The organism is Aeromicrobium choanae, from assembly GCF_900167475.1.
In the GTDB taxonomy this organism is placed as follows: Bacteria; Actinomycetota; Actinomycetes; order Propionibacteriales; family Nocardioidaceae; genus Aeromicrobium; species Aeromicrobium choanae.
Genome location: NZ_LT796768.1, coordinates 2,263,177 through 2,288,821, shown reverse-complemented (window position 1 = coordinate 2,288,821; position 25,645 = coordinate 2,263,177). Strand labels below are relative to the sequence as shown.

Sequence of the window (25,645 nt, the reverse complement as noted above, 5' to 3'; positions counted from 1 at the left end):
GGAAGTCGGGCGGTCCATTCGGGCACGGCCACTAGCGAGCGGCCTCCACCAGACGGGTCGGGAGCTCAGGAGCCGGGTCGCCGTCGGCGACCTGACCGATGACCGCGAGGGTCGTGAAGTACGCCGCGCACGAGAGCACGAGCGCGGTGCGCCGGATCTGCAGCCACGTCAGTCGGTTCATGTCACCAGCGGATCCGACGCAGGTGAACCCCTCGCCAACGAGGATCGACGAGCGCACGGACATCGGTCGTCGGCCGCGGGCCCTCCGGGGGGCATGATGGTGGCCATGGACGCTCCCAGGCCGATCACGCCGCCCGGTTGGTACGACGACGGTCACGGCCAGCTGCGCTGGTACGACGGCTCCCAGTGGACGCAGCACACCGCTCCCCTGACCCGCCCTGCGGCACCTCAGGCTCCCGCGCAGCCCGCGGCCCAGCCGCGCGCCCAGGTGCGCTCCGAGGAGCTCGTCCGGGTGAAGCGCTCGAAGCTGGTCTGGATCCTGCCCGTCGTGTTCGTGGTGGCCGCGCTCGTCGGTGCCCTCTCGGCGGTGGCCCTGTGGAGTTCGGGGACGTTCGACTCCGAGCCCCTCGAGCGCACGTACGCGGACTTCACCCAGGCGGAGTCGAGCCAGGACTGTGCGGCGCTGGTGGCCGTCACGACGCAGAGCTTCCGCGACGACCTGTACGACGAGCGGTTCACCTGCGCCTCCCTGACCACCCGTCCGCCGGTGTCCCGCGAGGGAGATCCGGTCTGGGGCCTGCGGCTCGGCTCGGTCGGGATCCTCGTGGTCGAGGAGTCCGGCGGTGACGACCTCGACGACGAGTACGACCTCTCCTCCTCCGAGACGTACACCTTCATCCGTGAGGACGGCCGCTGGAAGCTGGACGGCAGCGACTGATCCCCCCTTGCCACGGCGACCGATCGGGGTGATCGTGGAGTCATGGAGCGGGGGCACCTCCGAGCACGCATCGCGCTGGTCGCGTCAGCCGTGGTGGGTGCCGGCGTGCTGGTCGCCGCGTCGGAGTCGACCCACGAGCCCACCAGGAGGCCTGCGGTCGTCACCTCCCCCGCCGCCTCCGTGGTCGCGCCGCAGGCGGTCCAGGCCGCGAGTGCGCGGCCCCGCTGCTTCGGTGCCGCGTCCATGGCCAAGAAGCGGTGCCACAACCCCGCACTCAAGGGCAAGCTGATCCAGCGGCCGAGCGTCGCCCGCCGCGAGACGGCGCAGTACCCCGGCAAGCAGTGCTACCAGTCCGGCGTCCAGCAGACCCGCCTCAACCGCGGCTGCACCTTCGGCACCCGGGCCGCCGGCCGTCCCCACGTGATCCTCGTGGGCGACTCCCATGCCCGCGCGATCATGCCCGCCTTCGTCGAGATGGCCCAGGCGGGGCGCATCTCCCTCGAGGTGCAGGTGCGCGGCTCGTGCTCGTGGACGACCTCGCGGGTGAACCACCCCGACAAGTCCCGCATCCGGCCGTGCACGATCTACCGCAAGAACCTCCAGCGATGGCTCCTGAAGCAGGCGCCCCGCACGGACGTGGTCGTGACGACCGGCTACGCGCGCCAGGTGTCGGGCAGCGCGAAGTCGCAGGTCATCAAGATGCGCGCGCTCTGGCGTCCGGTGATCCGCAAGGGCGTGCGGATCGTGGCCCTCAGCGACAACCCCCGCCTCAAGGGTGATCCGCAGAAGTGCCTCGTGAAGTACGGCCCCACGCGGGGTGCGAGGAAGTGCGGCGTCTCGACCAAGGCGGGCCTCTCGCGGGACCCGTTCCTGCTGACCGCGAAGAAGACCCGCGGCGCCACGGCCCTCGACCTGCGTCCGCGCTTCTGCAAGAAGGGCTTCTGCCCCGCGGTGATCGGCGGCGCCAACGTCTACCGCGACCACACCCACATCACGGTGACCTACGCCGAGACCCTCGCACCCGTCCTGACCGGCAAGTTCCGGGCCATGCGGATCATCCGCTGAGCCCGGCTGATCACTGGGCCGCGTCGAAGGCGTCCAGGACCTCCTTCTTGATCCGGCCGCGCTCGCTCACCTCGTAGCCGTTCTCCTTCGCCCATGTCCGAACATGGGTGAGCTCCTCCGGGCTGCGGCCCGAGCCGGATCCGGCGCTGCCGCCACGGCGCGAGGAGGTACCGCGCACCGATGCCTTGCGCGCGGCCTTGACATAGGTCTCGAGTGAGGCGCGGAGGGCGTCGGCCTCCTTCTTCGTCAGGTCGATCTCATAGCTGGTGCCGTCGAGCGCGAACGAGACCGTCTCCCCCTCGCCGTCCTGAATCTCCTCGCCCGAGATGTCGCTGGAAAGAATGGTGATCACGCGCTGCGCCATGATTTCTCCCTCTTCGGCATGAGTTCCTCGATGAAAAGGCGAATATCGCCCGCTCATCATCAATTCACCTTAGCGAGAGCACCGTTCTTCCTTGCGGACTGAACAAGGGCGAGAGTCTCTCGGGGCTGGCGACGGACAAGCGCGAGGGCGACTAGTGCTTGAAGTGGCCCGTGGCGCGGGCGAGCAGGTGCTGCACCTCGCGACGGTCGGCGCCGTCGAGGCGGGAGACGAGCCTCTCGGCGGCGCGGCCCGACACCGTGGTGACGGTGCGGCCCTGCCAGGTCACGAGGACCTTGCCGTCCTTCGTGACGCGGTGCGTGAAGACGTCCTCGGCGAACCGGTTCCGGGCGTCCTCAGCCATGGCTCAGTGCTTCGGGGCGCCCTCGGCGGCGGGCAGCGGCATGCGCTGCGTGGCCTCGATGTCGTGATCGGCCTTGGGGGTCGCCGGCGGGATCTCCGGGACGAAGTGCGTGCTCTTGGCGTTGACCGCGGCGGCAAGGACCCAGATGACGACGTAGACCAGCGCCGTGCCACCGATGAACAAGCCGATCCACTCGATCGTGGACAGGGCGTTCTCGTCCACGGGCCAGGAGGCGGAGTCGGGGGCGGTGCTGGCCACGGCCGGGGTCGCGGCAGCGACGACGGCGAGCAGGGCGGCGGTGACGGCAGTGATCACTCGGGCGGGGCTCATGGGCCCATCGTATCCACCGGCATCTGGGCTCGAACCCTCACCCGTAGGGTTGAGGGGTGGATTGGACATGGACGCCCGAGGACCTCGTCGGCTGGCTGCTCGACGTACCCGGACGGGCCCTGCTCATCGTGCTCATCGCGATCGTGCTGCGCTGGCTCGCCCACCGATTCATCAACCGGCTCACCGGCCGTGCCGCGAAGGGCGCGGTCCCGGGGATCCTGGCGCAGTCCAAGGCCGGCGTGTTCCTGGCCGACCTGCGCAACGGCTCGAGCGAGCGACGACGCCAGCGCGCCGAGACGATGGGGTCGCTGCTTCGGAGCATCGCCTCGGGCGTCATCTGGAGCATCGCGTTCGTCATGGTGCTCGGCGTCTTCGGCCTGCCGATCGCCCCGCTGCTGACGGGTGCCGGCGTGGCGGGCGTCGCGCTGGGCTTCGGCGCCCAGACCCTCGTGAAGGACTTCCTCTCGGGGATCTTCATGATCCTCGAGGACCAGTACGGCGTGGGCGACGCGGTCGACGTCGGCGAGGCCGTCGGCACGGTCGAGGCCGTGGGCCTGCGGGTCACGCGGCTGCGCGACGTCAACGGCACCGTCTGGTACGTCCGCAACGGCGAGATCCTGCGCGTCGGCAACCACAGCCAGGAGTGGGCCCGCACCGTGCTCGACGTGACGGTCGCGTACGACTCCGACCTCGAGCTCGTCCAGCGGATCCTGCGGGAGGAGGCCCACGCGCTCTCCACCGACTCCACGCTCGCGGCCGTCATCATCGAGGAGCCCGAGGTGTGGGGCGTCGAGCGCTTCGACAAGGACGGCGCCGTCGTGCGCACCGTGCTCAAGACCGCTCCCCTGCACCAGGCCGACGTGGGCCGCGCCCTGCGCAGCCGCGTGCTGCGACGCTTCGACGAGGCCGGCGTCCGCATCCCCTCCACCACACTTCCGCCCTCGGGAGGCACCGCATGACCGAACAGCCGCAGCAGGAGACGTTCTACGAGGCGATCGGCGGACGCGCCACGATCGAGCTGATCGTCGACGTCTTCTACCAGGGCGTCGCGCAGGACGAGGTGCTCAAGCCGATGTACCCCGAGGAGGACCTCGGGCCCGCGGCCGAGCGCCTGACGATGTTCCTCGAGCAGTACTGGGGCGGCCCGACCGAGTACTCGCAGCGCCGCGGACACCCGCGGCTGCGGATGCGGCACGCGCCCTACGCCGTCACCGAGGACGGGCGCGACCGCTGGCTCAAGCACTTCCGCGAGGGCCTCGACGCGGCGAAGCTCGATCCCGAGCACGACGCGCAGTTCTGGGCGTACGCGCAGCACGCCGCGAACTTCATGATCAACTCGCCGAGCTGATCAGACCATCGCCGCGGCGAGCGTCTCGCGCTCGGCATCGGTGAACGCCCGCGACGACTGGGTGGCGGCGTCGAACCCCACCAGCACCGCGAGCGACGAGGCGAACGCCTGCCCACCGGAGCCCAGCTGGGCCTCGATCGTGAAGGACGCGTTGCCGACCCGTCCGACGCGCGCCGTCGACTCCAGCCGACCCTGCGGCGCGATGGGGCGGTGGTAGCGCGCCTCGACGTTCGCGACGACGAAGTTGCCCGGAGTGGCCCGCGTCAGCACGCCGTTGATGAACGGGACGCGCGTCTCCTGGAACAGCTCGAAGACCTGCGCCTCGTTGACCACGCCGGTGGCGTCGAGGTCGGTGTGACGCAGCGCGATCGACCCGGGCTTGGCAGCCGCGTTCAGCGGCTCACCGGGGACCGCGCCGCCGTAGGTCACCTCGACGGTGGCGAACACGGAGTCCGAGTCGGCCAGGCCGATCGACTGCAGGACCCGGTCCCCCTCGATGCTGCTCGTGACCACGACAGGACGCCGGCCCAGGAGCATCGGGCGCTTGAACTGGATGGACATCGCACCGATCGGCCCCTCGGGCAGCTGAGGGATCGCGGCCCGCGCGTTCTCCGCGTACTTGAGGTAGACGACGTTGTTCACGTGGTTCAACGAGTCCAGGTCGGCCCAGCGCATCGGGATCTCGTGGCGGTACTCGGTCACTCGGGCATCCTGTCACGCAGCCCTCGCAGGGGCGGGCCGTGGTGTCAGGCGCCGACGGTGTCGTCGATCTCGACGACCGGGTCGCCCTCCTGGACGATCTGCCCCTCGGAGACCAAGATCGTCGCCACGTGTCCGTGGGCAGGAGCAGTGACAGGGATCTCCATCTTCATCGACTCGAGGATGACCAGCGGGTCGCCGGGACCCACCTGGTCGCCCTCGCGGGCGAGGATCTTCCACACGTTGCCGACGATCTCGGCCTTCGCGTCGATCATCGGTGCTCCAGCAGCCGCAGCGAGGCGACGAGGCGGGCGCGCGTCTCCTCGGGGTGGATGACGTCCTCGATGATCCCGGCCTCGGCCGCCACGTACGGGCGGGCGACGTTCTCGCGGTACTCCGCGGCGAGCTCGTCGCGCAGGGCGGCGGGGTCCTCGGCGGCGGCCAGCGCGCGGCGGTGCAGCAGGCCCACGGCGCCGCCGGGACCCATCACGGCGATCTCGGCGTTGGACCAGGCCCACGCGTGGTCGGCGCCGAGCGAGGTGGAGCCCATCGCGATGTAGGCACCGCCGTAGGCCTTGCGGATCACCACGGTCAGGCGCATCGACTTCTTGGCCTCGACGTACGCCTTGAGCACCTTGGCGCCCTGCGTGATGATGCCGCGGCCCTCCTCGACCGTGCCGGGCAGGAAGCCGGGCACGTCGACGAGGGTGACGATCGGGATGCCGAAGCGGCCGCAGAACTCCACGAAGCGGGCGATCTTGACCGAGTTCTTCGAGTCGAGGATGCCGCCGCGGACGGCGGGCTGGTTGGCGACGACGCCCACGGGGCGCCCCTCCACCCGGCCGAACAGCGTCAGGGCGCTTCCGGCGTACTCGGGCGAGAGCTCGAGGCGCGCGCCGTTGTCGAGCACGCCGTCGATGACCTGGTGCATGTCGAAGATGACGCTGGCCTTCTCGGGCACGACCTCGGGCAGGGCCTCGGCGGCGGTCTGGTTGACCGGCACGGGCGCGGTCACGGGCAGCACGCCGTCGGCGTTCGAGGGCAGGTACGACAGCAGGTGGCGGACCGACTGCAGCGCGTCGAGCTCGGTCTCGACCTCGAGGTGCGCCACGCCGCTCGTGCGGGTGTGCATGCCGGAGCCGCCGATCTCGTCGGCCGTGGCGTCCTCGCCGGTGGCGGCGCGCACGATGTCCGGGCCGGTCAGGAACATGTGCCCGTGGCCCTTGACCATGATGGTCCAGTCCGTCAGCGCGGGCGAGTAGGCCGCGGCGCCGGCGCACGGGCCGAGGATCACCGAGATCTGCGGGATGCGCTGCTGCGCCTCCACGTTGAGGGCGAAGATCTCGCCGCAGCCGTGCAGCGCGAGGATGCCGTCGGGCACCCGCGCTCCACCGGAGTCGTTGACGTAGACGATCGGGAAGCCGCGCTCGATCGCGAAGCGCTGGGCGCGGCAGATGGCCTCGGCCATGACCGCGCCGATCGCGCCTGAAGCGATGGCGGCGTCGTGGCAGGCCACGACGACGGGGCGCCCGTCCACCAGGCCCCAGCCCGTGATGACGCCGCTGCCCGCGCCGGGGGTGGCCGCGCGGAGGGGGGCGAGCTCGACGAAGGTGCCCTCGTCCATGAGCAGCTCGGCGCGCTCGCGGGCGGTGTGCACCCGGGCGCCGCGCGGTTCGACGCGAGCGAACCGCTCCCGTCGACGGGACTCGAGTCCCGCGCGCGGGACCGATCCCGCGGTGGTCGTCTGCGTCGTCAGCCGGTCGTCAGAAACATGAGGCATTCCTCGACTATAGCCGAAACGTGAGGATTCCCTCATATTCAAACCCGGTGTTTCCGATGTGACCTTTCGCACCTGAGGCCCGTGCGATACGGTGACTAAGCAAGCGCTTAGACACCCAAGGAGACCGCACGTGTCCGAACCCCGTACCGCCATCATCACCGGAGCCGCCCGTGGCATCGGCGCCGGCATCGCCAAGCGATTCGCCGCCGACGGCTTCAAGGTCGCCGTCCTCGACCTCGACGAGTCCGCCTGCCAGACCGTCGTCGACGAGATCGTCGCGGCCGGTGGCCAGGCCCTCGCCGTCGGCGCCAACGTCGCCGACGCCGACGCCGTCGAGGCGGCCGTGTCGAAGGTCGCCGAGGAGCTCGGCGCGCCGACCGTGCTGGTCAACAACGCCGGCGTGATCCGCGACAACCTGCTGTTCAAGATGACCACCGACGACTGGGACCTGGTCATGGACGTGCACCTCAAGGGCTCGTTCCTCATGACCAAGGCCGTCCAGAAGCACATGACCGAGGCCAAGTACGGCCGCGTCGTGAACCTCTCCAGCACCTCGGCGCTGGGCAACCGCGGCCAGGCCAACTACTCCGCCGCCAAGGCCGGTCTGCAGGGCTTCACCAAGACCCTCGCGATCGAGCTGGGCAAGTACGGCGTCACCGCCAACGCGATCGCCCCGGGCTTCATCCAGACCGACATGACCGCCGCGACGGCCGAGCGCATCGGCGTGCCGTTCGACGACTTCATCGAGTACGCGTCCAAGGAGATCCCGGTGCAGCGCGTCGGCCAGCCCGAGGACATCGCGCACACCGCCGCCTTCCTGTGCAGCGAGGGTGCGGGCTTCGTCTCCGGCCAGGTCATCTACGTCGCCGGCGGACCGAAGGACTGACGTGACCGCTCCTGACGTCGTCCAGGGACTCGACCTCGAGGCCCTGCGCACGTGGCTCGACGCTGAGGCCCCCGGGGAGATCCCGGGGGCGCTCAGCGCGTCGCTCATCACCGGTGGCAAGTCGAACCTGACCTACGCGGTCACCAACGGCGAGCGCGACGTCATCGTGCGCCGCCCGCCGCTGGGCCACGTGCTGGCCACCGCCCACGACATGGGTCGTGAGCACCGCGTGATGGCGGCGCTGGCCGGCACCGCCGTGCCCGTGCCGCGGATGATCGCCGAGTGCACCGACGAGTCGGTCATCGGCGCGAAGTTCTACGTCATGGAGCGCATGTCGGGCACCGCCTTCCAGCGCGCGAAGGATCTCGAGGTCATCGGGCCGGAGCGCACGCGCGCCGTCACCGAGCGCCTCGTGGACACCCTCGCCGACCTGCACGCGGTGGACTACGAGGCTGTCGGCCTGGGCGACTTCGGTCGCCCCGACGGGTACCTCACGCGTCAGGTCGCCCGCTGGAAGAAGCAGCTCGACTCCTCGCGCTCGCGCGAGATCGAGGGCATCGACGAGCTGGCCGACCGGCTGACGAACTCGGTTCCCGCCACGAGCGAGAGCACGATCGTGCACGGCGACTACCGCCTCGACAACGTGCTCGTCGACACCGAGGACGGCGACCGCATCACCACCGTCCTGGACTGGGAGATGAGCACGCTCGGCGACCCGCTCACCGACGTGGCCGTCATGCTGGCCTACCAGCACCTGGCCCTGAGCGCCGGTCCGTCGAGCGGTCAGGTCACCGATGCGCCGCAGGCGCCCGGCTACCTCTCCCCCGACGAGGTCGTCGAGCGCTACGCCGCGCGATCGGGACGTGACGTCAGCGAGCTGGGCTTCCACCTGGGGCTGGCGTACTTCAAGCTCGCCGTCATCCTGGAGGGCATCCACTTCCGCCATGCGGCCGGTCAGACGGTGGGTTCGGGCTTCGACGGGATCGGCGCGATGATCGATCCCCTCGTCCAGCACGGACTTCACGCTACTTCCAAGTAATCACGGGTAGTCTGGCGCGCGTGACGTCCGCCCAGATCCTCGAACCTCGCCGACGTCCCACGCAGGAGCGCAGCAAGGTCAAGTTCGACAGCCTGCTGCAGGCGTCGCGCGACGTGCTCCTCGACGTGGGCTTCGAGTCGTTCACGTGCGAGGAGGTCGCTCAGCGCGCCGGACTGCCCATCGGGACGCTCTACCAGTTCTTCGCGAACAAGTACGTCATCGTCTGCGAGCTGGACCGGCTGAACGCCGTGGCGATCCAGTCCGAGCTCGACAAGCTGGCCGCCGAGCTGCCGACGCTCGACTGGCTCGTGCTCCTCGACCGCCTGGTCGACCACATGAGCCAGCTGTGGATCAACGATCCCTCGCGAAGCGCCGTCTGGTACGCCGTGCAGTCCACGCCGGTCACCCGCGCCACGGCCGAGGTCACCGAGCAGCAGCTGGCCGCGCGGGTGGCGCACGTGCTGGCGCCCCTCACGCCGGGCACCCCGCGCGACCGCCGCAAGATCATGGCCGAGGTCCTGGTCCACATGTCGTACTCGATGCTCAACTTCTCGGTGCGCGACCTGCAGGAGCACGGCGAGGCCATCATCGAGCTCAAGCGCCTCCTGGGCACCTACCTGCTGGCCGCGGAGGCCGGCGCCACCTGAGCCGACCGCCCATTCAGGATCAGAGCGCGGTCAGGACGCGGCGCTCGTCGTCGTCGGTGAGGCCGCAGCGGCGGGGCTGGGTGCGGGTCTCCTCCCACGCCAGGACGTCGGTCAGCGTCTCCTCGAGCGGGCGCATCGTCAGGCCCTCGGCTCGCGCCCGGCGGGTGTCCATCGTGGCGAAGCCGCGCCAGTCGGGGTCGTCGATCCACAGCGGCAGCGTGGCCGGACCCATCCAGTCGCCGATGCCCAGCTCGCGCAGCCGCTCGACCGGCACCGGTCGCGGGCGCGCCGACGAGCCCGCGACCCGGGCAGCGACCTCGAGCACGCTCTCCAGGTCGGTCGTCGGTCCGGTGGCGTTGAACGTCCCCTCGACGCGCCGCCCGGCGAGGTCGACGATCCAGGCCGCCAGGTCGCGGACGTCGATCATGGCGCACGGGAAGCGCAGGTCGTCCGGGACCACCACCTCCGGGCCCACGGGGTGCGCGAAGCGCCACGGCCAGTAGCCGCTCCGACCCGACCAGTCCCCCGGACCGCCGATCAGCCCGGACCTCACCACCGCGGCCGGCCCGGCCGCAAGCACGGCCTGCTCGCAGGCCACCTTGGCGGCGCCGTAGTCGTCGTCCGAGGACATCGTGTCGGCCGCGAGCGGTGCGAGGGTGGCGGCGTCCTCGGCCTGCTCGATCGAGGAGAAGTCGGCGTAGGCGTTGCCGCTGGAGACGAAGACGCGATGGTCGGCGGCCAGGTCGCGCACGGCGCGCCGCACGTGCCCGGGCTGGCGGGCCACGTCGATGACGACGTCCCAGCGGCGTCCGGTCAGCGGCGCGAGGCCGTCGTCCTCGTCGCGGTCGATCCGCACGAAGGCCGCTCCGGCGGGAGGCTCGGCCGACCCGCGCGCGGCACACGTGACGCGGTGACCCTGCGCGAGCGCCGACCGGGCGATCTCATGGCCGAGGAAGGCGGTTCCGCCGAGGACGAGCAGTTCCATCGCCCCAGCCAACCGCGACCGCCTCCTCGGGGGAACCCCTGTTCACCGAGAGCGCAAGTCACCGACAGCGCAGTCATCGAAGGCGCGAGACGTGGGTCAGGAGGAGAGGGTCACCATCGCGATGGCGGCGGGACCGTCGTGGCTGAGGCTGACGTGCACGGTGACGTCCTCGAGGTGCTTCGCGACCTCGCCGTGCAGGCGGATGCGGGGACGACCCCACGCGTCGCGGATCACCTCGATCTGGTCGTGCACGTGCTCGCCGAGGGGCGGCGGAGTCCCCCACAGCGACTCCGACCAGGCCTTGATGAACGCCTCCTTGACCGCCCAGCGGGCAGCGAGGGACGCCATCTCCTGATCGGGGGTGCGACGCCCGGAGCCAGAAGGAGAACTCCGGGCGTCGCGGCGCTCGGCAGCTGTGAAGGCACTGCCGGCGCGGGTGCCCGGTCGCCGATGCTGCTCGGCGAATCCGGGCACGTCCACCAGGTCGATCCCGGTGCCGATCACCGGCACGCGTAGACCCCGTCCTCGCCCAGGCGGCCGCTCGCGTCGAGCAGCAGGGCCGCCTCACGCTCGCGCACGCCCGAGTCACCCAGACGCCGGTCGGCCGGACGTCGGTACAGCGCCTCGCCGCCGTACATGGCGTCGACGAGGCGCATGCGACCGTCGATCCGGCGACGCTCCGCCGCCTCGAGGTACGCGTCGCGCTCGTCGGCGGAGAGCGACTCCACGAACGCCTGCGAGTGCACCACGGCGATCAGGCCGGCCACATGACCGAAGCCCAGGCTGGTCAGCAGACCCGCCTTGAGCGGCCCGGTCGCCAGCGGCTCGCGCAGCCACACGAGGTGCTCGTGCTCGGCCAGGTCGTCCATCACGCAGTCCAGGCTCCGGTTCGGCGGCAGGACGCCGCCCTCCAGCACCTGGCACAGCCCGATCAGCTGGAAGGCGGCCGCGCCGCCCTTCGAGTGACCGGTCAGCGCCTTCTGGCTCATGACGTACAGCGGGTTGCCCTCGCTGCGGCCCAGGGCCGCCGCCAGCCGCTCGTGCAGCTCGGACTCGTTGCGCTCGTTGACGCCCGTCGACGTGTCGTGCTTGGACAGCACGCCGATGTCGTCAGCGCCCACGCCCAGGGCCGAGAGCGAGCGAGCCAGCTGCGACTCGCGCCCACCACGGCCCGCCGCCAGGGCACCGAGGCCCGGCGCCGGGATCGACGTGTGCACGCCGTCGGCGAACGAGGCCGCGTAGGCCACGACGCCGAGCACCGGCAGGCCCATCCGGGCCGCCAGGTCACCGCGGGCCAGCAGGATCGTGCCGCCGCCCTGCGACTCCACGAACCCGCCGTAGCGACGGTCGTTGGCACGGCTGAAGTAGCGGTCCTCGAGGCCCTTGGCGGCCATCGCCGCGGAGTCCGCGGTGGCCGACATGTCGCCGAAGCCCACGATCCCCTCGACCGAGAGGTCGTCGAAGCCGCCAGCCACGACGAACTCGGCCTTGTTGAGGCGGATCTTGTCCACGCCCTCCTCGACCGACACCGCGGTCGTGGCGCATGCGGCCACCGGGTGCACCATCGCGCCGTAGCTGCCCACGTAGGACTGGACCACGTGCGCGGCGATGACGTTCGGCAGCGCCTCCTGCAGGATGTCGTTCGGCTTCGCCTCGCCCAGCAGGGTGTCGATGTACAGCGAGTGCATCGACGTCATGCCGCCCATGCCGGTGCCCTGCGTGTTCGCCACCAAGGTCGGGTGCGTCCAGCGCATCAGCTCGGACGGGGTGAAGCCCGACGACAGGAACGCGTCCACGGTGCAGATCAGGTTCCACAGGGCCACGCGGTCGACCGCCTCGACCATCTCGGCCGGGACGCCCCAGACCGTCGGGTCGAAGCCCGTCGGGATCTGGCCGCCGACCGTGCGGGTCAGCTTCATCTTGCGCGGCACACGGACCTGCGTGCCCGCCCTGCGGGTCACGGTCCACTCGCCCTCGCCGTCCTGCGCGATCACGGTGTGCTCGGGATCGGCGTCGCGCATCGCCTGCGCCTCCGCCTGGCCCGAGACCGTGAAGGTCAGGTCGTGGTCGAGGTACACCGACGCCAGCAGGGGGGCGCTGTTGTCGACCATGTCGCCGTCGTCGGCGTACCGGCGAACGCCGATCCGCTCACGGACCGCGTCCTCGTACCGATCGGCGATCTCGTGCTCAGCGACGACCTCGCCGGACTCGGTGTCGAACCAGCCGCGGTTCGTCGCGTCCCAGCTGAGCAGTCCGGTGGACCACGCCAGCTCGAGCACGCCGGCCGCGGACAGGCGGTCCTCGACCTCCATCTCGAAGCGCGTGCGCGCCGAGCCGTACGGGCCCAGCTCGCCGGCGCCCACGATGACCACGAGGTCCTCGGGGCGGGCGGTGACGCCGGCCCACTCGGGCGTCTCGACGCGGTCGAGGCGCGACGGGGGCGCGGGGAGCGCCGGGATCGTCGAGTTGATCTCGATACGCGGGCTCGTCCCTCGCCCAGCAACTCGATCACCGGCTTCCGCCGCGAGCGCCTTCATGTCGAGGTCGGCCTCGCCGAGGCCTCCCGTGAGATCGAACGTCAGCGGACCCTCGGTCGCCTGCTGGCGGGCCTGCGGGGTGCAGGCCTCGAGCAGCGCGGCGGCCATCTCGGCGGGCGACCAGGTGCGGACGCCGGCGGCCTCGACGGCCTCGACGAGCGGGTCGTTGCCGCCCATGAGGCCCGTGCCGCGGACCCAGCCGATGATGGCGTGGGCCAGCGTGACCTTGTCGGCCCAGCGCTTCTCCGAGCCCCACTTGGTGACCAGGGCGTCCAGCGCGGCCTTGGCCTCGCCGTAGGCGCCGTCGCCACCGAACATGCCGCGGTTGGGCGAGCCCGGCAGCAGCACGTGCAGGCGGGCGTCGAGGTTGCGGTCGGTGACCGACGACGACAGCGCGCCGACGAGCCGCTCGACCGACCACAGCAGGATGCGCATCTCGAGCTCGGCGCGGGGGCCGGCCTCGGTCGCGTCGCCCATGACCCGGCCGGCCGCGAACGGCACCAGCAGCGTCGGGGTGAGCGAGGGCTTCGACACGGTCGTGACGCCGGCGGCGGTGCGGGACTGCTCGGCCCCGATCCACTCGACCAGCGCGTCCACGTCGGCGAACGACGCCAGGTTGGCGGGTACGACCCACAGGACCGCACCGGCACGCGCGTTGCGGCGGTAGAGGTCCTTGAAGAAGCGCAGCTTCTTCGGCGCCAGGGAGGACGTGGTGGCCACGACCGTGGCGCCGCCCGCGAGCAGCTCGCCCACGGCGGAGCCCGCGATCGAGCCGTCGGCCGCGCCGGTCACGACCGCGACCTCGCCGGCGAAGGTGCCGGCGGTCGTGTCGCGCGCGTCCTCGGCGATGCGGGCGAACCGCTCGTCGCCGGTCCGCGCGAGCCAGTGCTCGGCCTGCTTCGCCACGACCTCGCCGGTTGCGGCGAAGGAGCCGACGACCTCGTCGCCGTGCGCGAGGCGCGCGAGGTCCTCGCGCGCCGACGCCCAGCGGTCGTCCAGGACGACCGCGTGCTCGGCGTCGAAGACGCCCTCGGTGGCCTTGATCCAGTCGGTGCCCAGCTCGGCCTCGACCCGTGCGACGACCGCGGCCGCCTGCTCGTCGGGCTCGGCGGTCTCGGGCACGTCGACCAGGTCGAGGTGCTCCAGCACGAGCCGTGCCGCCGAGGCGAGCACGCCGTCGCGGCCGGTGATGGCCGCGGTGAACTCGCCGAGCGCCTCGGCGTCGATCGTGGCGCCGTCGCCACCGCCCGCGGACGGCATCTGCACCGTCACGCCGTGGCGTGCCGCGACCGCCTGGACCGCGGCGTCGATGGCCGCGTCGACGTCGCCGGCCGAGGCGATCGACGCCTCGCCGAACGCGCCGCCGCGGACGCTCTGGCCCTCGCGGGTGACCATGGCCAGCTCGGCCAGGACGTGCGAGGCCCAGCCCGAGCCGAGCTGCCACGCACCCGTGACGCGCTCGGCGACGGCCGACTGCTTGCGACCCGTCGGGCCGAGCACCTTCTTGAGGTGGTCGCCGAACGCCTCGGCCAGGACCGGGCCGAACGGCTTGTAGGTCCGGGCGAGGGCGTCGACCTGACCGCCCAGCGTGACGATGTCGGCCTCCGCGGCGCCGTCGATCGCACCCAGCGACAGCTCGCCGCCGAGGTCGATCAGCAGCTGGTTGCGGCGGCTGGACGCACCGTCGGTCAGCGACTCGATCGTGTCGGCCGCACCGAGCTGGTCCAGGCGCAGCTTCGTCCACCACGCGATGAGGACCTTGGTCGCATCGGCTGCCGAGAAGGGCAGGTCGGCGGCCGTCTGCGTGGCGGGGCCACCGGCCGGAGCAGCCGCGGGGGCGGCGGCCTGCTGCGGCGCGCTGTCCTCGACGGTCGCCTCGGGGGCCTCGTCCTCCACCGGCGCCGGGTCCTCGTCGGTCCCGTACACGGCGGCGGCGTCGCGCTCGACGTTCAGCACCTCGACGCTCGGGTAGCCGGGCAGCTTCAGCGTGCCGGCCGCGAGGTTGGCCACGGTCGGGGCCGAGCCGACGCCGACCTCGACGAAGCGCTCGACGCCCAGGCCGCCCTCCTCGACGGGGGTGAACATGAGGTCCTGCGTCTCGATCCAGCGCACGGGGCTGGCGAACTGCCAGGCCAGCAGCTCGATCAGCAGGTCGCGGCACAGCATGCCCGGGTCCTCCGACCGCGGGACGGTGGTGCCGACGTACTGCTCGACCTCGCGGATGAAGTCCTCGTCCAGGCTGAACGGCTTCGGCACGAGGTTCGGCACGTAGCGGCCCTCGAGGATCGCCGGGTCGATCGTGGGCGGAAGCAGCTCCTGCAGCTTGTGGCGGAAGTCCGGCACGCCGCCGTGCAGCACGCGGCTGTGGAACGGCACGTCGATGCCGGGCACGAGGATGAACGCGGCCTTGCCGCCGAACCGCTCGCGGCGATCGGCCACGTCCTTCTCCAGGACCTCGAGGCCCCGGACGGTGCCGGCGATCGCGTACTGCGAGCCCCGCATGTTGTAGTTGACGATCTGCAGGAACTCGCCGGACGCCTCACCGAGGCCCTCGACGTAGTCCTTCACCTCGTCGTCGGCCAGGCCGATCTGCGAGGGGCGGATCGCCGCGAGGCGGTAGTCGCTGCGGCCCTTCTCGTCACGCGGCACGAGCGTGTGCATGACCGAGCCGCGCTGGAACACGACCTCGACGACGGCCTCGAGGCTGATGACGCCCGAGACCGCGGCGAGCGCGTTGTACTCGCCGACCGAGTGACCAGCCAGCACCGCTCCGTCGACGAACGCGCCGCCCTCACGCAGCTCGGCCATCTGGGCCGCGCCCAGGACGGCCATCGCGACCTGCGTGAACTGCGTCAGGTAGAGCACGCCGTCGGGGTGGTGGTGCGTGACGCCGCGGACGGTGAGATCGGTCGGGTTGTCGCGAACGACGGTCAGGATCGAGAAGCCGAGCGCGGAGCGGGTGTGCTTGTCGGCACGGTCCCAGACCTCGCGCGCCGCGGGGCAGCGCTGGTAGCCGGCCATGCCCATGCCGGGGCTCTGGATGCCCTGGCCGGGGAAGGCGTAGGCGGTGCGGGGCGCGTCCAGTACGGCCGAGGCGGCCATGACGATCTCGCCCTCGGCGCGCACGGTGACGTCCAGCACCTCGCGGCCGTGGGACAGGCCCACGCGATCGGCGCGGACCTCCACCTCGGCGCCCGGAGCGACCGGGGCCATGAAGCGCGTGGTCCAGCCGGCGATGCGGCGTCCGGTCTCGTCCGCCACCGCGTGCTGCGCGGCGGCGGAGGTCCACATGCCGTGCACGATGGGCGCGCCCAGGCCGGCCAGGCGGGCGGCGGCGACGCTGGTGTGGATCGGGTTGTGGTCGCCCGTGACCGACGCGAACGCGCCGAGGTCGGACGGGGCGGTCACGGTCACGCGGGCTCGCGTCCGGCGCGGGGTGTCCTTGACCTCGTCATCGCCCAGGACGTCGCCCGCACGCGCGGGGTCGGCCAGCGTGGCCGCGCCCGTGCGGCCGCGGATTGCGAACCGCTCGCGCATCGTGGCGACGTCGCCGACCGTCACGTCGACGGTGACGACACGGCCGTACTGCGACTCCTCGACGCCGGTCAGGGCGGCACGGATCTCGAGCGACGTGCGCTCGGTCGGCAGCGGCTGCGCGGTGATCGCGTGGTCGAGGTGGACCAGGTCGAGCATGCCCTCGACGACGGGGACGCCCTCGGCGTTGCGGGCGTCGCCGATGACGGCGAAGACCGCAGGCCAGGCCAGTCCGACGAGCACGTCGGGCACGCGGTGACGGCCGAGCACGAGCGGTCCGGCGCTGACGGCGGCGTGGTCGGCGGCCAGGTCCGGGTCCCAGTCGACGTCGAGGTGCGCGACGCCGTCGGAGACCTCGGGAAGACTGCCGGCGACGGCACCGCTGACGATCTGCGCCATGGCGGACACGGCGGCGTCGGTGGTGACCACGGGAGCGTGGCCGCGCGAAGAGCCGGACGGCACCTCGATGCGCAGCGTCAGCTCACGGCCGTGGCCGAGGGGCACGGTCAGGTCGGCCGCGGAGTCGCCCGCGGCGACGAGGCGGGCACCCGTGGCGGCCTGCTCGGCGGAGTCGGTGTCGGTCAGCACCCACTCGGCGCCGAGGCGGTGCACGGGGTTGGTGACGGTGCGGCCCGCCCAGACCACGTCGGGGGCGGCCAGGACCACGGCGAGCGGAGCGGCGAGACGGCTGTCGCCCTCACGGCGGCGGGCCGGCACGCGCTGCGGGGCGCGACCCGAGGCGAGCAGGGCGTCGACCGCCGCGTCCTCGAAGCGCTGCAGCAGGTCGGCGACGGGCTCGTCGACGCGGGTGATGCCCGCGACGCTGGCCGTGCCGGGGATGACGCAGACCTCGTCGGCCCCGTAGCGCGGGTCGTGCGCCTGCCACAGGGAGTCCGAGCGCCACCAGCGGCGCACGTCCGCGTCGACGACCGGCACGAAGTTCACGGGCTTGCCGGCCCGGCGGCAGACCTCGACGAAGAACGCCTCGTCGGCCGGGTGCAGCGTCACCGAGGCGGCGTCGGGGTACGCCGCGAGCAGGCGGTCGAGCGCGGCCGGGCCGTCCTCGACGTCGGCCGGCTCGGCGAAGAGCGTGGCGATCTCGCCGCGGTCCTGCTCGGCGAGGCGGGCCTCGGCCCGCTGCGCGAGCGCGTGGAACCGGTCGCGCAGCGACACGTCGAGCCACTGGGCCGAGCCGTCGGCGGCGGTGCCGGAGAGCTCGACGAAGCGGCCGAGCCAGCGGGCGTAGGTCATCGCGGCGACGTCGCCGAAGTACGGCTTCGCGGTGCGGTCGAGCGCCTCGACGATCTCGTCGCGGCGGCGGGCGACCGCATCGGCGTCGCCGGCGACCTCGTCGAGGAGGCGGCCGGTGCGCGACGCGGTGTTGTCGATCTCGTGGATGTCGGCACCGAGCTGGCTGCGGCCCGACGCCATGCCGTTCTTGGCGGTGCCGGCGCCGACCCACGCACCGGTGCCGCGGGTCTCGACGAGCAGCTGCTTGACCTCGGGGGCGGTCGTGGCCTCGAGGGTCGCCATAGCGGCGGTGCCGACGAGGATGCCGTCGACGGGCATGTCGAGGAAGCCGTGGCGCTGGGCCCAGGTGCCGGTCAGCCACGCGGCCGCGGCGTCGGAGGTGCCGATGCCACCGCCGACGCACAGGACCACGTTCGACTGGGCGCGCAGCTCGCCGTAGGTGGCCAGGATCAGGTCGTCCAGGTCCTCCCACGAGTGGTGACCGCCGGCGCGGCCTCCCTCGACCTGCACGATGACGGTGCGGTCGACCTTCTTGGCGATCGCGAGGACCTCACGGATCTGGCGCACGGTGCCGGGCTTGAACACGACGTGCTCGATGCCGGCCTCGGTCAGCTCGTCGACGAGGGCGACGGCGTCGTCGAGCTCGGGGATGCCGGCCGTGACGATGACGGCGTCGATCGGGGCGCCGGCGGCGCGGGCGCGCTGGACGAGGCGGTTCTGGCCCAGCTGCAGGCGCCACAGGTAGGGATCGAGGAACAGCGAGTTGAACTGGAACGTGGCGCCCTCGTCGAGCAGCGAGTCCAGCTCGACGAGGCGGGCGTCGAAGATCTCCTCGGTCACCTGGCCGCCACCGGCGAGCTCGGACCAGAAGCCGGCGTTGGCCGCGGCGGCCACGATCGGCGCGTCCACGGTGGTGGGCGTCATGCCAGCGAGCAGGATCGGCGACTTGCCGGTGGCGCGGGTGAACGCGGTCTCGACCGAGGTGGAGCCGTCGGGCAGCGTCACGAGGCGCGGCGCGAAGGTCGACCACGCGACGGGGACCGTGGGGCGAGCGCCCGTGATCGTCAGCTCACGGTGACCACGACGCGTCGTGGGGGCCACCAGGCCGACGCCGCGCGAGCGGGTCTCGGCTGCGGTGAGGCGCGAGGCAAGGTCGCCGGGCCCGAGGTCGAGGACCCACTCGGCTCCGGCGTCGAGCGCGGCGGTGACGTCGACGACCCAGTCGACCGGGTCGATGATCGCGCGCTGCGTCGCGTGGCGGGCGTGCTCGGCGTCGATGCCGATGCGCGCCGCCCAGCCGGCCACCAGCTCGGCGGTCTCGGCGAGGTCGGGGTGGTGGAACGCGAGGGCGGACTCGACGGGCTCGATCACCGGGGAGAACGGCGCCCCGCCGGTGACCTTGCGCTCGCGCTCGTCCTTCTCGTCCGCGGCCACCTGCTCGAGGCGCGCGGTGGCGGCGGCGAGGGCCGCGGACGGCCCGGACAGCACCACGGAGCGGCGCCCGTTGCGGATGTGGCAGACGGCGCCGGTGCCCTCGACGATGGCGGCGACGCGCTCGGGGACGACTCCCGAGACGGCCAGCATCGTCTGTCCGAGCAGCCCGCGGCGGCGGCCGACGAGCTGCGCCGCGGCACCGACCAGGCGGGCGAGCGCGAGCACCTCGACGTCGGGGACGCCGGCGAGCGCCTCGGCGGCGAGCACGCCCTGGGAGTGGCCCGCCACGGCGACGGGCGGGTGGGCGGCCACGTCGAGCCCCTGGCGCGACAGCGCACGCAGCCCGGCGAGCTGCGCGAGCGTGATGCCGGGGACGGAGGCGGCCGGGGCGGTGACGTCGGCGCCGGCGGGCAGGCCCGGGGCGTCATCGTCCTCGGCCGACTCGCCGACGGCGAGCACGTCCACCCACGCCACCGGGTCGAAGGCGACGCCCGCGCGGGCGAGCTCGGTGGCGACGGGAGCCAGCATGCGGTCCGAGCGGCGGACGAGGTCGGCGACGTCGGCGTCCAGCGCGAAGTCGCGGACGAGGTCGGCCAGCGGGCCGAGCCAGTCCCCTCCCTGCCCGCCGAGGACCAGCGCCCACGGCGTACCCGAACGGAGGTCGTCGAGCAGGCTGTCGGTGCGGCGGTCGCGGGAGGTCGGGGCGTGGAACACAGAGGTGTCGAGCGTCGTCATGTCATCCATCGTGACACAAACGTGAGGCTTTCCTCATCTTTGGACTGAGGTTTTCCTCATGTTTTGGATCACACCCGGGTTCCTACTCGTGACGGATGTGACTCATGGGGCGCCGCTCAAGTTGTAACTGATAGTTGCACACAGCATTGTTCACAAGTGGGGACAAACTTTCGCGGAGATCGTCATCTCGCGCGACTTCTGTGCAGGATTCAGCAGAAGAACGCCGAAGAGCCCCGGGACCGAGGTCCCGGGGCCCTTCGTCTCAGCGACTGGTCAGACGCCGCCGGTGAGCAGCAGACCGCCGTCGACGGTGAGGCACTGGCCGGTCATCCAGGCCGCATCCTGCGAGAGCAGGAAGGTGGTGACGCCCGCGATGTCCTCGGGCTCGCCGAGACGCTTCAGCGGGTAGGCCGAGGCGACCTCCTCCTCGCGTCCCTCGTACAGCGCACCGGCGAACCGGGTCTTCACGACGGCCGGTGCCACGGCGTTCACGCGCACCGAGGGAGCCAGCTCGAGCGAGAGCTCCTTCGTGACGTGGATGACCGCGGCCTTCGACGCGCCGTACATGCCGATCATCGGGGCCGGCTTGAGGCCGGCCACCGACGCGATGTTCACGATCGCGCCGCCGTTGTCCTTGAGCGAGGCGTTGTAGGCCTTCTGCGCCCACGACACCGCGGCCAGCACGTTGACCTCGAAGATCTTGCGGCCCGCGTTCAGGTCCATCTCGATCATCGGGCCGTACGTCGGGTTGATCCCGGTGTTGTTCACCAGGAAGTCCAGGCCACCGAAGTGCTCGACGGCCTTCGCGACCGTCTCGTCCTGGTGGGCGGCGTCGTCGGCCGGACCCGCCACGTACGCGGCGTTGTCCGGGCCGAGCTCGGCCACCGCGGCCTCGAGGGCCTCGGTCTTGCGCGCCGTGATGACCACCTTCGCGCCGTCGTCGACGAGGCGCTGCGCGACACCGAGGCCGATGCCCCGCGACGCGCCCGTGACGATCGCGACCTTGCCCGCGAAACGACCTTCGGTCACGAGAGGCGCTCCAGGACCATGGCCATGCCCATGCCGCCGCCGACGCACATGGACTCGACGCCGAACTGCTTGTCGTGCCACTGCAGCGAGTTGATCAGCGTGGAGGTGATGCGCGCGCCGGTCATGCCGAACGGGTGGCCGACCGCGATGGCGCCGCCGTTGACGTTGAGCTTGTCCATCGGGATGCCGAGCTCGCGGGCCGAGCCCCACGCCTGGACGGCGAAGGCCTCGTTGATCTCGTAGAGGTCGATGTCGTCGATGCCCATGCCGGCGTGCTTGAGCGCGGCGGGGATCGCCTCGACCGGGCCCAGGCCCATGATCTCGGGCGACAGGCCGGTGACGGCCGTGGACACGATGCGCGCGAGCGGGGTCAGGCCCAGCTCCTTGGCGCGGGTGTCGCTCATGATCACCACGGCGGCGGCGCCGTCGTTGAGCGGGCAGGCATTGCCGGCCGTCACGGTGCCGTCGGGACGGAACACCGGCTTGAGGCCCGACAGAGCCTCGATCGTCGTTCCGGCGCGGGGGCCGTCATCCTTCGCCACCACGGTGCCGTCGGCCAGCGTGACCTCGGTGATGTCCTTGGCCCAGAAGCCCTCGGCGATGCGCTGCTCGGTCAGGTTCTGGCTGCGCAGGGCGAACTCGTCCTGCTCCTGGCGGCCCATGCCCAGGTACTGCGCGACGTTCTCGGCCGTCTGACCCATCCCGAGGTACAGGTCGGGGAGGCTGCCTGCCTCACGCGGGTCGGTCCACGTGTCGGCGCCACCCTCGGCGCGCTTGGCGGTGCGAGCGATCGCGTCGGCGAACAGCGGGTTCTCGGTGCCCGGGATGTCGGAGAACCCGTTGCCGAACCGGCTCACGGTCTCCACGCCAGCCGAGATGAACGCGTCGCCCTCGCCGGCCTTGATCGCGTGGAACGCCATCCGGGTGGTCTGCAGCGAGGAGGAGCAGTAGCGGTTGACCGTCACGCCCGGCAGGTGGTCCATGCCCGACAGCACGGCCACGGCGCGCGCCAGGTTGTGGCCCGCCTCGCCGGCCGGCTGGCCGACACCGAGGTGCAGGTCGGTGATGTCCTTGCGGTCCAGGCCCGGCACCTTGGCCAGCGCGGCCTCGATCATCTGGACGGTGAGGTCGTCAGGACGCATGTCTTTGAGCGAACCCTTGCCCGCGCGGCCGATCGGCGAGCGTGCGGTGGAGACGATGACTGCTTCGGGCATGTTGTTGCCTTTCGGTGTGCCGGCGGCGACCCGCCAATGACTAAGCGCTTGCTTAGCATGTCATTCCTGCGTCATGCTGTCCACCATGACCACCGACTCGGCGACCGGTCGCGACCGCTCCGCCTCGACGCGCGAGCGCCTGCTGGATGCGGCCGTCGAGGCCTTCGCCACCTCCGGATTCGCCGGCACGACGACCCGCGACATCGCCTCGCGCGCGGGGATGAGTCCCGCGGCCGTCTACGTGCACCACGCGACGAAGGAGGACCTGCTGTTCGAGATCTCCCGGCGCGGGCACCGCTCGGCGGTCCAGATCATCGAGAAGGCGTCCCAGTCCTCCACCGACCCGGTCATTCAGGTCCGGCACATGGTGGCCGAGTTCAGCCGGTGGCACGCCGTGAACAGCCGCGTCGGTCGCATCGTGCAGTACGAGTTCGACGCGCTGACGCCCGAGCACCGGGCCGAGATCGCCGAGTACCGCCGCGCGATCGAGGCGCTCATGCGCGATGCGCTGGAGGCAGGCGTCGAGGCCGGCACCATGACGGTCTCCGACGCCAAGGGCACCGCCCTGGCGCTGCTGTCCCTCAGCATCGACCTCGTGCGCTGGTACAACCCGAGCGGCGCCACGACCCCCGACGAGATCGCCGCGCTCCACGGCGACCTGGCCCTGCGGATGGTCGGCGCGGCCGCCTGACCGCTCCGCCGGAGCGTCAACGACGCTCGATGCCCGTCAGTGGAGACCGGCAGGCGAGCGCGAAGACCGCGGCCAGCCCCAGGACGGCCGCGCAGACCACGATGTTCCCGCGGCTGCTGATCACATCGGCGAGGAAGCCGCCCGTGGCGGTGCCCAGGGCCACGCCCGCCATTCCCCCGGTTGAGCCCCAGGCGAAGACCTCCGTGACGCGGCCCTCGGGGGCGGCAGTCCCCAGGAGCTCGTAGAACGCCGCGAACATCGGAGCTGCGGGCAAGCCTGCGAGCACGAGCGCCAGGCCCAGTGTCACCGTGGTGGTCGCCGCCGCGACGACGAGGTGGGTGAGCGCCAGCGCCGCCAGGAACAGCGTCATGCGCGAGGCGAGTCGCCCCCGGCCCCCGGCTCGCAGGTTGATGAGTCCGCCGACGAGACTTCCCGTGGCCCACAGTCCGTAGAAGACTCCGATCAGCTCCGACGCGTCGAGCTGGGCCGAGCGGCGGACCACCGCGACCTCGAGGACTCCGATCGCGATCCCCACCGTGAACGTGACGACGACCAAGATCCAGACCGTCACGGGGAAGCGGCTCGGAGCGCCCATCACGGGGCGGTCGGATCGCCGGGAGGCCCTGCGCGACTCGGGCGTGAGGGCGAACACCGCCGTGAGCACGAGGATCAGCCCCGCCGCGAGGATCAGTGCCTCATGGGTCCCTCGCACCGTCGCCCAGCTCACCACGGTCAGAGGGCCGAGGATGTAGGTCATCTCCTGCAGCGAGGCGTCCAGGGACAGCATCCGACTCAGGTCCACGGGCCCGAGTCGCTCGTTCCAGATCGCTCGCGCACAGACGGCCAGCGGAGGCTGTGTGAGGCCCGTGATCGCCGCCAGCGCGACCGGCGCGGCCGGACCGGTGCCCTGCGGCAACGAGGTCAGCCCGATCATCATCGCCGCGGCCACCACGGTCACGGCGAACAGCGGCACCGGCTGGCCCCAGCGATCGATGCTGCGGCCGACGACCGGAGCCCCCACGGCCATCCCGAGCGCGAACGCGGCCGCCATCAGGCCGCTCACCGTGTAGCTGAGGCCCAGGCTGAGGCCGTGCAGGACGATCACCAGGCCGAGAGCGCCGGCCGGAACCCTCGCCAGGAAGCCCAGGGCGAGCGTCCGAACGGCTGCGGACGGCAGGCCGAGGATCTGTGTCGTCACCGGGCTCCGGACCTCCAGCGGTCCCGACCCAAGGACGGAATGGCGTCCAGGAGGCTTCGCGTGTAGTCCGTCCGCGGCTCCGACATGACATCGCCGGTGGCGCCGTGTTCCACCACCTCGCCGCGTCGCATCACCACCATCTCGTCGCACATGTAGCGGACGACCGCGAGATCGTGGGTGATCAGCAGGACGGCGAACCCGGACGCCTCCTGCAGCGAGCGCAGGAGATTGAGGACCGTCGCCTGGGCCGACACGTCCAGCGAGGCGGTGACCTCGTCGAGCAGCATCAGGCGCGGGCGGCGCGCCACGGCGCGGGCGATGGCGACGCGCTGGAGCTGCCCGCCCGAGAGCTGGTGCGGGTACCGGTTGAGCAGCGCTCGGTCGAGTCCGACACGGGCCATCAGGTCCACGGCCGTGTCGCGCGCCTGCGGCGAGCCCCGGTCGACGTCATCGGTCACCGCGATCACCTCCCGGAGCGTCGTGCCGATGTCGAGCCTCGGGTTCAGTGACGACCGAGGGTCCTGGAAGACCATCTGGACGTTCTTGCGCACGGATGCCAGGGCCGGGCCTCGCGGGTTCGTGACGTCCTCGCCATCGAGGTGAACGGATCCGGAGGAGGCCCTGACGAGACCCACCACGCAGCGCGCCAGCGTCGACTTCCCCGATCCGGACTCGCCGACCAGGCCCACCGTCCGACCCGGAGCAATCGTGAGAGAGGCGTTCCGCACCGCGGTGAACTCCTTCGCTCCGCCGTAGGTGACGTCGACGGAACGGAGGTCCAGCAGCGGCGGGGTGGTGTCAGAGGTCATCAACGGTCGCCAGCTCTCGGTCACGGTCGGTGGTGAGGTTCGGGACGGCGCGGATCAGCGCACGCGTGTAGGGGTGGGAGGCACCCGCGAGCAGTGCGTCGGTGCTCAGGTCCTCGACGATCTTCCCCTCGCGCATCACCAGGATCCGCGAGCAGAACTCCGACAGCAGGGCGATGTTGTGGGAGACGAACATGACGGCGGTGCCGCGCTCTCGATTGATCTTCACGATCAGGTCGATGACCTGCGCCTGCACCGTGACGTCCAGGGCCGTCGTGGGCTCGTCGGCGACGATCAGCCGGGGGTCGCCCATCAGCCCCATCGCGATCATCACGCGCTGGCGCATGCCTCCGCTCAGCTCGTGCGGGTGCTTCTTCAGGCAGCCGGCGGGATCGACCATGCCCACGTCGGCGAGACAGGTCTCGGCGAGCTGGAGGGCCTCGCGCTTCGAGAGCCCACGGTGACGACGGACCGACTCGATCATCTGGCTGCCGATGTGCCGCACGGGATTGAGCGACGAGAGCGGATCCTGGAACACCATCGCCAGCTGGCCGCCGAGGACCTCGGCGCGCTCCGTGTCGGTGGACTCCATCAGGTCGACCCCGTCGAACACCAGGGAGTGAGCGTCGACGTCGAGCGTGCGCGGGAGCAGCTGGGCCACCGCCAGCGCGGTGAGCGTCTTGCCGCTGCCGCTGGCCCCGACGACCCCCACGATCTCGCCGGCCTCGATCGAGAAGCTCACGCCCTTCACCAGGGCCGGGGCCCGGTCATCGTGGGTCGCGACGGTCAGGCCCGACACCTCGAGCAGCGCCAT

General features: G+C 71.7%; 23 protein-coding genes. 8 read left to right on the top strand and 15 right to left on the bottom strand.

Translation table 11 applies throughout. The features are described from left to right. Positions 1–31: 31 nt before the first annotated feature. Positions 32–181, bottom strand: coding sequence for a hypothetical protein (locus tag B5D60_RS10930; RefSeq protein WP_153302983.1), 150 nt, complete (start codon positions 179–181; stop codon positions 32–34). A 105-nt stretch (positions 182–286) separates the two neighbouring features. Here B5D60_RS10930 and B5D60_RS17085 point away from each other — a divergent pair, with 105 nt between their 5' ends. Both B5D60_RS17085 and B5D60_RS10920 read left to right on the top strand, forming a co-directional pair. Beyond that, the gene (locus B5D60_RS17085; RefSeq protein ID WP_078701396.1) at positions 287–898 is read left to right on the top strand and encodes a DUF2510 domain-containing protein; all 612 of its coding nucleotides are present in this window, start codon (positions 287–289) and stop codon (positions 896–898) included. Between the two features lie 42 nt (positions 899–940). Beyond that, positions 941–1,963 carry an SGNH hydrolase domain-containing protein gene (locus tag B5D60_RS10920; protein WP_078700189.1) on the top strand — a complete coding sequence of 341 codons (1,023 nt, stop codon included), beginning with the start codon at positions 941–943 and terminating at the stop codon, positions 1,961–1,963. A 10-nt stretch (positions 1,964–1,973) separates the two neighbouring features. On the opposite strand, the gene B5D60_RS10915 is transcribed toward B5D60_RS10920, so the two are convergent. The 3 genes from B5D60_RS10915 to B5D60_RS10905 form a co-directional block, all read right to left on the bottom strand. Then, a complete protein-coding gene (locus tag B5D60_RS10915; protein WP_078700188.1) occupies positions 1,974–2,327 on the bottom strand; it encodes a histone-like nucleoid-structuring protein Lsr2 in 354 nt (117 codons plus the stop codon). 151 nt (positions 2,328–2,478) lie between these two features. Next, on the bottom strand, positions 2,479–2,688 hold the full coding sequence (locus tag B5D60_RS10910) for a hypothetical protein (protein ID WP_078700187.1): 210 nt from the start codon (positions 2,686–2,688) through the stop codon (positions 2,479–2,481). A 3-nt stretch (positions 2,689–2,691) separates the two neighbouring features. Next, the gene (locus B5D60_RS10905) at positions 2,692–3,018 is read right to left on the bottom strand and encodes a hypothetical protein (protein WP_153302982.1); all 327 of its coding nucleotides are present in this window, start codon (positions 3,016–3,018) and stop codon (positions 2,692–2,694) included. Between the two features lie 56 nt (positions 3,019–3,074). Here B5D60_RS10905 and B5D60_RS10900 point away from each other — a divergent pair, with 56 nt between their 5' ends. Next, positions 3,075–3,977, top strand: a complete 903-nt coding sequence (locus tag B5D60_RS10900) for a mechanosensitive ion channel family protein (RefSeq protein ID WP_078700185.1) — start codon at positions 3,075–3,077, stop codon at positions 3,975–3,977. After that, the gene (locus tag B5D60_RS10895; RefSeq protein ID WP_078700184.1) at positions 3,974–4,366 is read left to right on the top strand and encodes a globin; all 393 of its coding nucleotides are present in this window, start codon (positions 3,974–3,976) and stop codon (positions 4,364–4,366) included. Before B5D60_RS10900 ends, B5D60_RS10895 begins: the two co-directional genes overlap by 4 nt. Here B5D60_RS10895 and B5D60_RS10890 read toward each other — a convergent pair whose 3' ends face one another. From B5D60_RS10890 to B5D60_RS10880, 3 genes are read right to left on the bottom strand one after another with little or no spacing between them, the layout of a single operon-like run. Beyond that, positions 4,367–5,068 (bottom strand): thioesterase family protein, encoded by a 702-nt coding sequence (locus B5D60_RS10890; protein ID WP_078700183.1) that lies wholly within the window; start codon positions 5,066–5,068, stop codon positions 4,367–4,369. A 44-nt stretch (positions 5,069–5,112) separates the two neighbouring features. Then, complete coding sequence (locus tag B5D60_RS10885; RefSeq protein ID WP_078700182.1) at positions 5,113–5,340, bottom strand: biotin/lipoyl-binding carrier protein; 228 nt, start codon at positions 5,338–5,340, stop codon at positions 5,113–5,115. Beyond that, positions 5,337–6,845, bottom strand: coding sequence for an acyl-CoA carboxylase subunit beta (locus tag B5D60_RS10880; protein WP_078700181.1), 1,509 nt, complete (start codon positions 6,843–6,845; stop codon positions 5,337–5,339). Before B5D60_RS10880 ends, B5D60_RS10885 begins: the two co-directional genes overlap by 4 nt. A gap of 130 nt (positions 6,846–6,975) precedes the next feature. Here B5D60_RS10880 and fabG point away from each other — a divergent pair, with 130 nt between their 5' ends. From fabG to B5D60_RS10865, 3 genes are read left to right on the top strand one after another with little or no spacing between them, the layout of a single operon-like run. Next, entirely contained in the window at positions 6,976–7,731 is a 756-nt protein-coding gene (gene fabG / locus B5D60_RS10875; RefSeq protein ID WP_078700180.1) for a 3-oxoacyl-ACP reductase FabG, read from the top strand. Between the two features lies 1 nt (position 7,732). Further along, positions 7,733–8,770 (top strand): phosphotransferase family protein, encoded by a 1,038-nt coding sequence (locus tag B5D60_RS10870; protein ID WP_078700179.1) that lies wholly within the window; start codon positions 7,733–7,735, stop codon positions 8,768–8,770. A gap of 20 nt (positions 8,771–8,790) precedes the next feature. Beyond that, positions 8,791–9,417 carry a TetR/AcrR family transcriptional regulator gene (locus B5D60_RS10865; RefSeq protein WP_197684302.1) on the top strand — a complete coding sequence of 209 codons (627 nt, stop codon included), beginning with the start codon at positions 8,791–8,793 and terminating at the stop codon, positions 9,415–9,417. Positions 9,418–9,436: 19 nt separating this feature from the next. Here B5D60_RS10865 and B5D60_RS10860 read toward each other — a convergent pair whose 3' ends face one another. The 5 genes from B5D60_RS10860 to B5D60_RS10840 form a co-directional block, all read right to left on the bottom strand. After that, positions 9,437–10,402, bottom strand: coding sequence for an NAD-dependent epimerase/dehydratase family protein (locus tag B5D60_RS10860; protein ID WP_078700177.1), 966 nt, complete (start codon positions 10,400–10,402; stop codon positions 9,437–9,439). A 96-nt stretch (positions 10,403–10,498) separates the two neighbouring features. After that, positions 10,499–10,912: a holo-ACP synthase AcpS gene (gene acpS / locus B5D60_RS10855; protein WP_078700176.1), complete on the bottom strand. Its 414-nt coding sequence runs from the start codon at positions 10,910–10,912 to the stop codon at positions 10,499–10,501. Further along, the gene (locus B5D60_RS10850) at positions 10,903–19,893 is read right to left on the bottom strand and encodes a type I polyketide synthase (RefSeq protein WP_078700175.1); all 8,991 of its coding nucleotides are present in this window, start codon (positions 19,891–19,893) and stop codon (positions 10,903–10,905) included. Before B5D60_RS10850 ends, acpS begins: the two co-directional genes overlap by 10 nt. Positions 19,894–20,166: 273 nt before the next feature. Further along, on the bottom strand, positions 20,167–20,922 hold the full coding sequence (locus B5D60_RS10845) for an SDR family oxidoreductase (protein WP_078700174.1): 756 nt from the start codon (positions 20,920–20,922) through the stop codon (positions 20,167–20,169). Further along, a complete protein-coding gene (locus B5D60_RS10840; protein ID WP_078700173.1) occupies positions 20,919–22,136 on the bottom strand; it encodes an acetyl-CoA C-acetyltransferase in 1,218 nt (405 codons plus the stop codon). Before B5D60_RS10840 ends, B5D60_RS10845 begins: the two co-directional genes overlap by 4 nt. A gap of 73 nt (positions 22,137–22,209) precedes the next feature. Between B5D60_RS10840 and B5D60_RS10835 the strand changes: the two genes are divergently transcribed. Continuing rightward, complete coding sequence (locus tag B5D60_RS10835) at positions 22,210–22,827, top strand: TetR/AcrR family transcriptional regulator (RefSeq protein ID WP_172806337.1); 618 nt, start codon at positions 22,210–22,212, stop codon at positions 22,825–22,827. 16 nt (positions 22,828–22,843) lie between these two features. Here B5D60_RS10835 and B5D60_RS10830 read toward each other — a convergent pair whose 3' ends face one another. The 3 genes from B5D60_RS10830 to B5D60_RS10820 are packed head-to-tail and all read right to left on the bottom strand — an operon-like array spanning position 22,844 to position 25,645. Then, positions 22,844–24,025, bottom strand: coding sequence for an MFS transporter (locus B5D60_RS10830; RefSeq protein WP_172806336.1), 1,182 nt, complete (start codon positions 24,023–24,025; stop codon positions 22,844–22,846). After that, positions 24,022–24,834 (bottom strand): ABC transporter ATP-binding protein, encoded by an 813-nt coding sequence (locus B5D60_RS10825; RefSeq protein WP_078700171.1) that lies wholly within the window; start codon positions 24,832–24,834, stop codon positions 24,022–24,024. Before B5D60_RS10825 ends, B5D60_RS10830 begins: the two co-directional genes overlap by 4 nt. Then, positions 24,824–25,645: an ABC transporter ATP-binding protein gene (locus B5D60_RS10820; RefSeq protein ID WP_078700170.1), complete on the bottom strand. Its 822-nt coding sequence runs from the start codon at positions 25,643–25,645 to the stop codon at positions 24,824–24,826. Before B5D60_RS10820 ends, B5D60_RS10825 begins: the two co-directional genes overlap by 11 nt.

Bases quoted from the DNA above. Each gene is read 5' to 3' on its own strand.
- B5D60_RS10880 (WP_078700181.1), bottom strand. From the start codon at position 6,845: ATGCCTCATGTTTCTGACGACCGGCTGACGACGCAGACGACCACCGCG.
- B5D60_RS17085 (WP_078701396.1), top strand. From the start codon at position 287: ATGGACGCTCCCAGGCCGATCACGCCGCCCGGTTGGTACGACGACGGT.
- B5D60_RS10915 (WP_078700188.1), bottom strand. From the start codon at position 2,327: ATGGCGCAGCGCGTGATCACCATTCTTTCCAGCGACATCTCGGGCGAG.
- B5D60_RS10885 (WP_078700182.1), bottom strand. From the start codon at position 5,340: ATGATCGACGCGAAGGCCGAGATCGTCGGCAACGTGTGGAAGATCCTC.
- B5D60_RS10850 (WP_078700175.1), bottom strand. From the start codon at position 19,893: ATGACGACGCTCGACACCTCTGTGTTCCACGCCCCGACCTCCCGCGAC.
- B5D60_RS10825 (WP_078700171.1), bottom strand. From the start codon at position 24,834: ATGACCTCTGACACCACCCCGCCGCTGCTGGACCTCCGTTCCGTCGAC.
- B5D60_RS10860 (WP_078700177.1), bottom strand. From the start codon at position 10,402: ATGGAACTGCTCGTCCTCGGCGGAACCGCCTTCCTCGGCCATGAGATC.
- B5D60_RS10920 (WP_078700189.1), top strand. From the start codon at position 941: ATGGAGCGGGGGCACCTCCGAGCACGCATCGCGCTGGTCGCGTCAGCC.
- B5D60_RS10820 (WP_078700170.1), bottom strand. From the start codon at position 25,645: ATGGCGCTGCTCGAGGTGTCGGGCCTGACCGTCGCGACCCACGATGAC.
- B5D60_RS10840 (WP_078700173.1), bottom strand. From the start codon at position 22,136: ATGCCCGAAGCAGTCATCGTCTCCACCGCACGCTCGCCGATCGGCCGC.
- B5D60_RS10910 (WP_078700187.1), bottom strand. From the start codon at position 2,688: ATGGCTGAGGACGCCCGGAACCGGTTCGCCGAGGACGTCTTCACGCAC.
- B5D60_RS10930 (WP_153302983.1), bottom strand. From the start codon at position 181: ATGAACCGACTGACGTGGCTGCAGATCCGGCGCACCGCGCTCGTGCTC.
- B5D60_RS10905 (WP_153302982.1), bottom strand. From the start codon at position 3,018: ATGAGCCCCGCCCGAGTGATCACTGCCGTCACCGCCGCCCTGCTCGCC.
- B5D60_RS10835 (WP_172806337.1), top strand. From the start codon at position 22,210: ATGCTGTCCACCATGACCACCGACTCGGCGACCGGTCGCGACCGCTCC.
- B5D60_RS10895 (WP_078700184.1), top strand. From the start codon at position 3,974: ATGACCGAACAGCCGCAGCAGGAGACGTTCTACGAGGCGATCGGCGGA.